The sequence below is a fragment of the Frondihabitans sp. VKM Ac-2883 genome, from assembly GCF_015350875.1.
Taxonomy (GTDB): Bacteria; Actinomycetota; Actinomycetes; order Actinomycetales; family Microbacteriaceae; genus Frondihabitans.
Window position 1 is genome coordinate 1 of record NZ_JADKSF010000017.1, and the last position, 10121, is coordinate 10121.

11 protein-coding genes are annotated in these 10121 nt (G+C 63.2%); 5 read left to right on the forward strand and 6 right to left on the reverse strand.

The window, feature by feature from the left end; genetic code table 11:
* Window positions 1–231 precede the first annotated feature (231 nt).
* Both ITJ49_RS17305 and ITJ49_RS17310 read left to right on the forward strand, forming a co-directional pair.
* Window positions 232–1518 (forward strand): hypothetical protein, encoded by a 1287-nt coding sequence (locus ITJ49_RS17305; RefSeq protein WP_194606785.1) that lies wholly within the window; start codon window positions 232–234, stop codon window positions 1516–1518.
* Window positions 1519–1594: 76 nt separating this feature from the next.
* A complete protein-coding gene (locus ITJ49_RS17310) occupies window positions 1595–2284 on the forward strand; it encodes a DUF1345 domain-containing protein (protein WP_194606786.1) in 690 nt (229 codons plus the stop codon).
* A gap of 45 nt (window positions 2285–2329) precedes the next feature.
* Here ITJ49_RS17310 and ITJ49_RS17315 read toward each other — a convergent pair whose 3' ends face one another.
* From ITJ49_RS17315 to ITJ49_RS18350, 3 genes are read right to left on the reverse strand one after another with little or no spacing between them, the layout of a single operon-like run.
* Window positions 2330–3550, reverse strand: coding sequence for an alcohol dehydrogenase catalytic domain-containing protein (locus ITJ49_RS17315; RefSeq protein WP_194606787.1), 1221 nt, complete (start codon window positions 3548–3550; stop codon window positions 2330–2332).
* A gap of 25 nt (window positions 3551–3575) precedes the next feature.
* A complete protein-coding gene (locus ITJ49_RS17320; protein ID WP_194606788.1) occupies window positions 3576–3917 on the reverse strand; it encodes a DUF3140 domain-containing protein in 342 nt (113 codons plus the stop codon).
* Window positions 3914–5053, reverse strand: coding sequence for a glutathione-independent formaldehyde dehydrogenase (locus tag ITJ49_RS18350; protein WP_194606789.1), 1140 nt, complete (start codon window positions 5051–5053; stop codon window positions 3914–3916). Before ITJ49_RS18350 ends, ITJ49_RS17320 begins: the two co-directional genes overlap by 4 nt.
* Before the next feature lie 244 nt (window positions 5054–5297).
* Here ITJ49_RS18350 and sigK point away from each other — a divergent pair, with 244 nt between their 5' ends.
* Window positions 5298–5876, forward strand: a complete 579-nt coding sequence (sigK, locus tag ITJ49_RS17330) for an ECF RNA polymerase sigma factor SigK (RefSeq protein WP_194606790.1) — start codon at window positions 5298–5300, stop codon at window positions 5874–5876.
* A gap of 38 nt (window positions 5877–5914) precedes the next feature.
* On the opposite strand, the gene ITJ49_RS17335 is transcribed toward sigK, so the two are convergent.
* The 3 genes from ITJ49_RS17335 to ITJ49_RS17345 form a co-directional block, all read right to left on the reverse strand.
* Window positions 5915–6217 (reverse strand): hypothetical protein, encoded by a 303-nt coding sequence (locus tag ITJ49_RS17335; protein ID WP_194606791.1) that lies wholly within the window; start codon window positions 6215–6217, stop codon window positions 5915–5917.
* A gap of 229 nt (window positions 6218–6446) precedes the next feature.
* A complete protein-coding gene (locus ITJ49_RS18355) occupies window positions 6447–7418 on the reverse strand; it encodes a helix-turn-helix transcriptional regulator (protein ID WP_194606792.1) in 972 nt (323 codons plus the stop codon).
* Window positions 7419–7515: 97 nt separating this feature from the next.
* The gene (locus ITJ49_RS17345) at window positions 7516–8127 is read right to left on the reverse strand and encodes a TetR/AcrR family transcriptional regulator (RefSeq protein ID WP_194606793.1); all 612 of its coding nucleotides are present in this window, start codon (window positions 8125–8127) and stop codon (window positions 7516–7518) included.
* Window positions 8128–8457: 330 nt separating this feature from the next.
* On the opposite strand from ITJ49_RS17345, the gene ITJ49_RS17350 reads away from it, so the two are divergent.
* A complete protein-coding gene (locus tag ITJ49_RS17350) occupies window positions 8458–8700 on the forward strand; it encodes a hypothetical protein (protein ID WP_194606794.1) in 243 nt (80 codons plus the stop codon).
* A gap of 676 nt (window positions 8701–9376) precedes the next feature.
* Window positions 9377–10121, forward strand: a 745-nt coding sequence (locus tag ITJ49_RS17355) for a TetR/AcrR family transcriptional regulator (protein WP_194606795.1), incomplete at its 3' end; no start/stop codon positions are given.

Genomic DNA, 10121 nt, shown 5'->3' on the forward strand with positions numbered 1-10121 from the left:
GTAAGACGCCTCACCGACTTACAAGAGCGACTGGCAGTACCCCCATTCCGCCAGTCTTGAGTCACATCCCCAGGAATCGGCTCGCTGCCCTCGAAGCCGGTTGGGGATGCACGAGAACTGACGCTATGCGTTCCACCTAGGCGTTCTTGCTCGGCTTCTTATTGCCTCACCTCGTTGAGCGAAGGTGATGAGTCATGGTCGGCTTCACAGGTGCGGGGGCAGAGTAGACGCATGACTACGACCTCTGCAGTGGAAACTGTTGACGCTTGGTGGCGCGCTGCCAACTACCTGACCGTCAGTCAGATCTATTTGATGGACGACCCGCTGTTGCAGGAACCTCTCGCTCCGGAGCGCATCAAGCCGAGGCTCCTGGGCCACTGGGGCACCTCGCCGGCATTGAACTTCGTCTACGCGCACCTGAATCGGGTGCGCGTCCGCGATGGCCGGCAGATGATCTACGTGTGCGGCCCGGGGCACGGCGGCCCGGCGATGGTCGCAAACGCCTGGCTCGGTGGCACGTACTCCGAGCTGGTGCCCGACGTGACGCGCGACAAGGCCGGGATGCAGAGGCTATTCCGTCAGTTCTCATTCCCCGGCGGTATCCCCTCGCACGATGCGCCGAACGTGCCGGGATCGATCAACGAGGGCGGCGAGCTCGGCTATTCGCTAGCGGACATCGAGTGGCGCCGCCCCATCTCGCCGTTCGTGTACCTGCTGTCGTCGCACGTCTGGTGCCAGGACCACAACGGCTTCTCGCACCAGGATCCGGGATTTCTCGACGTGGTCGTTAACAAGCAGGCCCACGTGGTCAGGATCTCGCTCGCACCCGACACCAACACGCTCCTCGCCGTCATGGACAAGGGGCTGCGCGACGTCGACACCGTGCAGGTCGTCGTCACCGGCAAGCAGGAGCAGCCGGCGTGGCTCAGCATCGACGAAGCCGAGGAGCACGTGCGGCTCGGTGCCGGCATCTGGGATTGGGCAGGAACTCCCGGCTCAGCGGATCGCGACGATCCCCTCCCCGACGTGATCCTCGCCTGCGCCGGCGACGTCCCGACCCTCGAGACCGTCGCGGCCGCCGACATCATCCGGAGGAGCTTCCCCGAGGTGGCCGTCCGTGTGGTGAACGTGGTCGACCTGATGAAGCTGCAAGACCAGCGTGAGCACCCCCACGGGTTCACGGACGACCAATTCGACGCGCTGTTCACGACTGACCGGCCCGTGGTGTTCGACTTCCACGGCTATCCGTCGCTCGTGCACCAGCTCACCTACCGGCGCCACGGGCACGACAACATCCACGTGCGCGGCTTTCAGGAGAAGGACACGACGACGACGCCCTTCGATATGGCCATGCTCAATGACATTGACCGGTACAAGCTCGTCCTCGACGTGCTCGAGTACGTGCCTGGCCTGTCGTCGCGGCATCCCGACGCCGCGGCCGAATTCGTCAGTCTGCGAGCCGAGGCACGCGCCTACGCCTACGAGCACGGCGAGGACCACCCCGATGTCACCGGATAACGCTTCGGAGAGGCCTCATGAAAAAGACCGTAGGCAGGCTCGACGACCTCGCGTCCGCATACGCTGGCCGCTCACGATGACGGGTTCCCCTCAGAGCGAGCGCTCTGAGCACCGCCTACCGGCTGTTATTGCCCTCCTTGTCGCATTGGCGCTGTACGCGACCCTTCCCAGCACGTTCTGGCCCCCGTTACGCTTCGGCGTCGTCGCCGTCGGAGTCGTCGCCATGATCCCCCTGGTCGCCCTTAACCCGGCTCGGATGCATCGTGAGACGCGGTGGTCGAAATACGTCTCCAGCGGGATCGCGTTCCTTCTCGTCGCGGCGAACCTCGTCGCCTTCGCCCAGCTCGTTACGCAGCTGGTGACGTCGTCGTCCGAGGACGGGCCGCGCCTGCTCCTGGCAGCGCTCCAGGTGTGGTTGACCGGCATCATCGCCTACGCCCTCGTCTACTGGGAACTTGACCGCGGCGGACCGGTGACGAGACGTCACGCCGACCGGAACAGCATGCCCGATGCCGACTTCCGGTTTCCGCAAGACGAGGACGCCGATGCCGTCAAGGAGGTCGCAACCCGGTCGTCGGAAAAGACCGGGTGGGTCGCCTCGTACTTCGACTACTTCTACTTCTCCCTGACCAACTCGATGGCCTTCAGCCCGACCGACACGATGCCGCTATCAATCCGCGCCAAGGCGCTCATGGCCCTGGAATCGGCCACGGGTTTCATCCTCCTGGGACTTGTCATCGCCCGCGCAGTCTCATTGCTGAAGTAGGAAGCACCTGCGTGGCGACGCCTAAGACGGCCCTGCCCTGTCCGGTCAGTTGGCCACTCGCACATCAAGGACCGTCTTCAGCCAACCCTCTTCACGGCGGTCGAAGCTCTTGTAAGCATCGATTGCCGAAGTCATGCCAGTCTCCTGCGTGATGAACGCTGTCGGGTCGAACAGCCCAGTGGAGACAAGGTCGACTAGCGGCGGCGTGACGGAGTGGTGGTCGCAGTTGCCCATGCGGATGGTGAGGTTCTTGTTCATGGCCGCGCCGAGCGGGTAGCTCGCCATGTCGGGCGAATAGACGCCGATGATGCCGATGCGCCCGTATTTGGCAACGGATTGGACGGCCCACTGCGCGGCCTGCGACGGTGCGTCGCCGGGGATCCAGTTGTCGCCGTCGGCGTTTTGCTCGGGCGCCACCTGCGCCACCTCGCGCGCAAACTCGTCCGATTGTTCAGCGGCGGCCTTCGCGGCCGGACCTGACTTCGGACTCTGCGCGTCCACGCCGACCGCGTCGATGACCGCGTCGACGCCCATGCCGCGTGTGGCGTCCATGATGGCCTCCACGGGATCCTCGGCGTTGAAGTCGACCACCTCGGCGTGCTGGCCGAGAGCGACCGCGAGACGCGTCTCGATCCCGTCGACTGCGAAGACGCGTGATGCGCCCTGTCGGAAGGCGGAGGCGACAGCTAGCTGGCCGACGATACCGGCGCCGTAAACGGCGACGGTGTCACCGCGGCGGATGCCGGCGAGCTGGGCGCCGAACCATGACGTGGGGAAGATGTCCGAGAGCAGGATCGCCTGGTCGTCGGTAACACTGTCGGGGATCGGCGTGAGGGTGTTCTGTGCGAACGGCACCCGGGCGTAGTCGGCCTGCAGCCCGTTCACCGGGCCGGTGCCGGCGGGACCGCCGAAGAAACTCGTGCCGGCTAAGGGGCCGTTCGGGTTCGCGGAATCGCACTGGGCCGTCTGACCGACCCGGCAGTACCGGCAGACACCACACGAGATGGTCGAGTTGATAATCACCCGGTCGCCCGCCGTAAAGCCGCGCACCGCCGAACCGACCTCACGTACGACGCCGACAGCCTCGTGGCCCAGGATCGTGCCCTCGTTCATGCCAGCCATGGTGCCGCGGATGAAGTGCAGGTCGGTGCCGCAGATGGCGCTGCGAGTGATTTCGACGATCGCGTCTGCAGGCTCCTGGATCGTGGGATCCGCGACCGAGTCGAGGCGGATGTCGCCGACTCCATGCCAGACGACTGCTTTCATGAGGTGCTCCTTCGGTTTGCCGGCTTCACCGGTACTTCTTCTGTGGGTCATTGCCCCAATTCATCAATGAGTACCTCCAAGGAGTCTCGCTGACGTCACCGCCTGGGCGTTGCTTCGAATGGCGAGCGACGTAGCCGATCACCTTACGCATGTGCGCATAGTCGCCATCGGTCAAGTCAGCCTGCTTCCTGTGCAGGATCCTGATGATGTGGCGGCCGCTCTCGTGCCCAACCGATTCGTGGCCATCGGTCTTCTGGCCGACCCCCTTCGACTCGTCGGTGCCGAGCCACTTCTCAATCTCGGAGGCGGTCATGTTCACTGCCTGACCGAACTCGTGGCGGGTGTCCTCGTGGTCGGCCTTCGTCATGGGTGCAGCACAACCTTCGTCCAGCCGTCGTCGCGCGCGTCGAAGTGCCTGTAGGCGTCGGGAGCTTCGGCCAGGGGCAGGTTGTGGCTGACGATGAACGACGGCTCCGCCTTGCCAGCGGTGATGAGGTCGCGCAGCTGCCGGTTGTACTTCTTCACGGGAGCCTGGCCAGTGCCGATCGAGATGCCTTTGAACCACAGCATTCCCCAGTCGAGAGCGAACTGGCCCTTCTTCGCCAGCTCGTCCTGCGCGTTCGGGTCCTCTGGCACGTAGACGCCGACGACGCCGATGTGCCCTGTGAAGCGAACCGAGGCGATGAGCCGGTTCATGATCAGGTTCGGCTTCTCTTTGCCGCCGGTGCCGGTGCCCTGGAACCCCACGCATTCGAGGCCAGCGTCGGCTCCAAGTCCGAGGGTTTGGTCGAGGACGTACTGGACCGGGTCGACCCTCGAGTCGTCGACGGCGATCGCGCCGATAGATTCGGCTAGCTTCAGCCGGTCGGCGACGTGGTCGACGACGAAGATGCGGGCGGCGCCCTTGATCGAGCAGCTGAGAGCCGCCATGAGACCGACCGGGCCGGCTCCGTAGATGACAACGGTGTCGCCGGGAAAGACCTGCGCCAGTTCGGCGCAGTGCCAGCCGGTGGGGAAGATGTCGGAGAGCATGACGTAGTCGTTCTCCTTCTCGACCGAGTCCTCCCCCAAGCGAAGAGCGTTGAAGTCACCGAATGGGACCCGCAGCAACTCGGCCTGGCCGCCCTGGTACGGGCCCATGTCGGCGAATCCAAAAGCGGCGCCCGCGTAGGCGGGTTCGGGCTGCATGGTGAGGCAGTAGCTCGTCATGCCTTTCTCGCAGTTCTTGCAGTGCCCGCACGCGACGTTGAACGGCAGTACGACACGTTCGCCGATGGACAGCTTCGAAACGCCGGCACCGACCTCGACGATCTCGCCGAGGTTCTCGTGGCCGAACGCACGGCCCTCCTCGTAGTCGGTGCGGCCCTCGTACATGTGCAAGTCAGATCCGCAGATGTTCGTGGCGGTCACCTTGACTAGGATGTCGTCGGGGTGTTCGATCTTGGCGTCCTCGACCTCGTCAACGCTGACGTTTTTCGGGCCGTGGTAGATAAGTGCCTTCACGCGGATGTGCTCCTCGAGTCAGGGCGACCTGGTCCTCAGGTCACCGATGACGGGGACAGTAGGCGGCCTTAGCGAAAAGCTCCTTCAAGTGGGGTACACGTCGAACGAGGGTCTTCGGGCGGGCCGGTCTACCCCTGTTCTGGGGGCGCGTGGTTGTATGCGAACGCATAACATGCAGTCATCTGCTCCGGACCCGACCGGCGCAGTACATCGTGCCGAGCCTGCGGCACTCAAGGACAACCCGATGACGCTCGCCCCTGCCCCACCGCCCGACGCACCACGAACAGACGAAGACCTCCTTGCTTTGGTTGCGGAGGGGAATCACGACGCTTTCGCCGTGTTCTACGACCGGATCTGCGGCCGTGTGTTCGGTCTCATCAAGCGAGTGCTGGTCGACCGCGCACAGTCAGAAGAAGTGACTCAGGATGTGTTCCTCGAGATATGGCAGACCGCGTCACGGTTCGACCCGACGAGAGGAAAGGCGGCATCGTGGGCGTTGACCATGGCTCACCGAAGGGCCATCGATCGTGTTCGTTCGTCCCAGTCGAGCCGGGACCGAGACCTGACCGTGGGTATTCGAAATTTCGAAGAACCAGTCGATGACGTTGCCGGGACCGTCGAAGTGCAACTGGAGCACCAGCGCGTTCGCGCCGCTATGGGCCAACTCACCCCACATCAGCGAGAAGCGTTAGAGCTGACGTACTTTCAGGGGCTGACGAACACGGAGGCAGCGGTGCGAGCTGGTGTCCCTCTTGGCACAATGAAAACACGCCTCCGGGACAGCCTCATCGCCCTCCGGAAGCTCGTCGTAAATGCGGCTTAGCTCGCCGACACGCCCAGGCATGGCATCGACGAAGCTTCTTAGCCTGACTGGGTGGCCTCGAGCCAGGACGTCGTGACGCTCAATTGGGCCCGCATGATTTTTTGAACGGGCGGAACGCACACTCCGAGATTGGCGCTAACAAGATGGCTCATGCTCAGCAGATGACCGCACTCCATGAGCACACCTTCGCTGAGGTCCTCGTGAATAGTGCGTTCCCGAAGAACGCCCACCCGGACCACAAGCTCGCGAAACGCCGACGTCACGATCGGAATATTCACTGGAGCGCCGAAGGCATCATAGATTTCCAGAGCGACAAGGCCACCGCGCGCACTTGAAATCATTGTCGTAAGACCGTAGCGACCTCTCGCTCCTTCTCCGCACGTTCCTGAACTTTTCCCTCGCGCTCGAAATTAGAGGACGCTAACCACGGCAGAAACAACCCGGAACGCCATCGAGCCAGCTTCGCCGAGAATAGCCCAAAGGGGGCTCCTCATTGATTTGCTGAGCGACGGACGCGGGGACTCCAATGAATCTGTCTGGTGACTTGCAATGGTCCGTCGGCCAGGATGCCTAGCGTCTAGATGCGGGTGCGGTGTGTCCGAGAGTGTCGCGGGGATAGCAGCCGAACCGGGCTGTGTAGGCGGCGGCGAAGCGGCCGGGATGATTGAACCCCCAAGTGCGGGCGACATCGGCGATGACCGTGCCGGCAGGCTCTGCGGCGAGAAGCTTGTGGTGGATGCGATCGAGCCGCACTTGCCGCAGATACGCATTGGGTGTCATCCCGAGGAGTCGTTGGAAAGTCTCTTGCAAGGTGCGGAGGCTGACATTCGCGATTCGGGCGAGGTCGGTGGTTGTGATGGGGAGGTGGGGGTGTTCGTGGATGTATTCGACGGCAGTTCGCACGTGGGCGTTCCGCGGTATCAGCAACCCAGGAGGTAGAGCTGACGTTTCGACCGGGTACATCTCGAGTAGGGACACGGCGGCAATGCGGCCCATCTCGGCCTGAAGCACGGAGCTGACCCCGGGCTCCAGGACCGTTTTCGCAATGAGGTTGACGGTCTGCTGCCATTGACGCCGAGCGATATCGGTGGGTTCGACCCTGTGGTCGAAGCGAACCCCGTCCGTAGACAGGCCTCGTTCGGCGAGGACGTTCTCGACGGCGTGCCGGTTCACTTGAATGAGGCGTTGGTCGTAGTCGCGGAAGTCAAACTGGAACGCTTCTACCGGCCACAGTTGAGGCCTGCCCGGCTGGAGGGAAACCTGCTCATTTCCGACGTCGAGGATCCCGGTTCCGCGGAGGATGTGCGCGACGACGAAGTCGTCCCCGGCGGGCATTTCGCCTTCAAGGTGTCCATCGAATTTGATCGCGCGGACCGTCATGGATGCGTCCCCGGCAGCAGCGTACCGATAGCAGAAGTCTTTGTCGGTTTCGTCGGCAGACCAGGAAATACCAGCGTAGACGTCGGACAGCGAGGAGCGAGCTTCACCAATATCGGTGGTCTCGGCTTTCTCGCGGATGCGCGGCGGAATTTCGTCAGTCACAACTGGTCGAATATGGCAGAGAAATCCATGAATTGGGAAGTCCCCGGCGTCCGGTCTGCGCGAGTGCGCCCCCGGCTGGTGGCCGTGCCGCCCGGCCCTAGAAGAAGTCGAGGGGCGAGTGCTCGCTCTGGTAGATCGACATCAGCATCGCGGCTCCACTACGTGCGGCGCGGGCGGGCTGGACCGTGTGATGGATTGCTGACTCCGTCTGCGCGCCCTGGATCAGGAGGTTCAGCGTTTCAGCGATGTGGGATGGGATGCCAGCACGAGCGCACAGGACGCCGATGTGTTGTTCGACCGCATCGAGGTGTTGCCCGGCGAGATGTGCAATGTCGGGCTCTTGCCGGCTGACGTCGCCATAGCCGGTGATAAACACGCATCCGCGCCAGGAAGGTTCCGTGAAGCATTCCTCAAGATAGGTGAAGACGGCCAGGATTTCGTCGCGCGGGTCATCGTGAGTGCGCCCGATGCGGTCCATCTCGGCGAACCATTGCTGATGCTTGAATGCCAGGACCGCGACAACGAGGTCCCGTTTTTCCGGGTATGCCCGGCGCAGGATGGTCGCATCTACCTGGGCATGGGCGGCGATCTCGGGAAGGGTCACTGGGGTGATGCCGTGCAGGGTGAACAACTCGTCAGCGGCATTCACAGCGGCGCGCTGAACATCGCTGGTCGCAACGACCGACGTGAGAAGGGCAGCAGAGGTCATAAACCAAACTGGGGTGTGCAAGGAAACTAGGTTGACCCGACCCTACGTGACCACCTCTGAACGGGCCCGATTCGGTCCCCCGAACCGTCGTGCAACAACTCGACGACGCCGGGAGCGTGCCATTTCTTGGGTCGCATGCCCCGTGCCTACGGCGATTGAGGGGCACGAATGCGGTTTGCGTAGTCTGCACGTCCGATAAGCGCGGATTTCAGGCCGGATCCCGGGAAACCCGTAAGGGGCCCGCCCGGAGGGCCCTAACGTCGGGTTCGTCGGAGGGAATTGCCCCGGCGAGCCGAAGCCCCGGAACGGGTTTTCACAAAGGATCCGATCATGACAACCATGACCTCCACCCCAACATCGACGAACCCGCTGCGCACTGCCGCCCACCGGGGCGACGGCTTCCTTGTCCCCGCCGGAACCACAAGCACGCGCCGCAAACGCACCACCTTTACGACCGTTCCCACTGGTGGCCGGCACCTCATCACTAGCCACGTGAGCGCGGCATCTGCCGTGATCGCTCTCGGAGCCAGCAGCGTCACCGCGGTCGCCCTCATGATTGGGCTGGGACGATGAGCCTGTACATCTCCTACCCAGATGTCCCGGCTGCCCGAATCGGCGCATACCCGAAACGAAACCGGAGCAGCGCGGTCCCCCTTGCACCTACCACACATCTCGCCGTCACTCCGCAGCGCCGAGACGACGTCTGCTATGCCGACTTCTTTGCCGCCCCTGAGGCAGTCGCGGTCGCCTCATGATCGACCACCCCAACACCACCGACCTGGTGGGCCTCACTCACGAGGAACTTCTCGACCTCATCACTAGGTCGCTGCAGTCCTAACCGCCCGCCCCGGCCCTACCCATACCCGAAAGCCGCAACACGAGATGACTCTCCTGCTCCCAGCCCGTTCCACCTTCACCCGATCGTTCGGGTGGACGTTCAATGACGGCAAAGCTTGGGTGGCCAATAACAGGGGCGCTTTCGCCGGCAGCGTGGACCCGCAGGGCGGCCATTTCTACACTCGCGACAAATTCGGACGCTACCTCGGCGACTACCCCACCCTCGCAGGAGCGAAGGACCGCCTCGAGAAACACGCAATCAACGCATGAATGTGCCTGCCCTTTGGCAAGAGAACCGCGATCGCGCATCAGATACGAGTCAATGCCGCATCGTGGAATCGAGCATGACTGCTTCCTTACCGATCACCTTAGTGATCCTTCTCGCCGTCATTGCGAGCCTGGCGATCAGCCGATGACGACAACGCTCATCAACCGCGTGGCCCCCGCCGAGCAACATGAGCTGCTACGGGCAGCCGACAGCTTATTTACCGAGCACAGCATCGCCACTGTCACCTTCACTGACGTCGCTACCCGCGCTGGCCTGGACGTTGCAGCCGTCCAAGACGTGTTCCCCACCAAGCGGGAGCTCCTCGTCGCCGTTCTTGCGTACAAGCACCAGGGGTGGGTTCGACGTCTTGAACGCAACGGGCAGAAAATCGAGGACCCGAGGGACGAGATCCTCGCCGTGTTCACGTGTCTCGAAGAATGCTTCGTCGACACCACCTGGCGAGGCTGCTGTTTCGTCAACGCTTACGCCGAGCTCGGCCGGGAGGACCAGGGCATCGCCGACCTCGCCGTCGAACATTTCACCGAAGTAGAACGCCACATGGCCGCTCTGTGCCTGGGAGCCGAGCTCCCCGTCTACGTCTCTCAAGCCCTCACAATCCTCATTAAGGCGCCCGCGCCGAACCGGGTATTCATCACCACGCCGGCCCCGCACGATCCGCCCGCATGGCCGCCGCGATGCTCATGTCCGTTTACCAGAACGAGCCCAGCGAACCCGACTTCTTCTAATCAGACCAACACCCGCCCACATTCGTGCCTCCGCGTCAACAAGCACGCGTCTTCAGGTCAGCATGAGCCCTACTCACCGCTGCCTGCCGAACAGCCTGACCAGTTTCCCGTTGGCGCGCGCGTTACGGATGTTCTCGTCTCAA

Coding starts and splice junctions, on each gene's coding strand:
- ITJ49_RS17345 (WP_194606793.1), bottom strand. CDS start 8,127: ATGACCTCTGCTGCCCTTCTCACGTCGGTCGTTGCGACCAGCGATGTT.
- ITJ49_RS17305 (WP_194606785.1), top strand. CDS start 232: ATGACTACGACCTCTGCAGTGGAAACTGTTGACGCTTGGTGGCGCGCT.
- ITJ49_RS17350 (WP_194606794.1), top strand. CDS start 8,458: ATGACAACCATGACCTCCACCCCAACATCGACGAACCCGCTGCGCACT.
- ITJ49_RS17315 (WP_194606787.1), bottom strand. CDS start 3,550: ATGAAAGCAGTCGTCTGGCATGGAGTCGGCGACATCCGCCTCGACTCG.
- ITJ49_RS17310 (WP_194606786.1), top strand. CDS start 1,595: ATGACGGGTTCCCCTCAGAGCGAGCGCTCTGAGCACCGCCTACCGGCT.
- sigK (WP_194606790.1), top strand. CDS start 5,298: ATGACGCTCGCCCCTGCCCCACCGCCCGACGCACCACGAACAGACGAA.
- ITJ49_RS17320 (WP_194606788.1), bottom strand. CDS start 3,917: ATGACGAAGGCCGACCACGAGGACACCCGCCACGAGTTCGGTCAGGCA.
- ITJ49_RS17335 (WP_194606791.1), bottom strand. CDS start 6,217: ATGATTTCAAGTGCGCGCGGTGGCCTTGTCGCTCTGGAAATCTATGAT.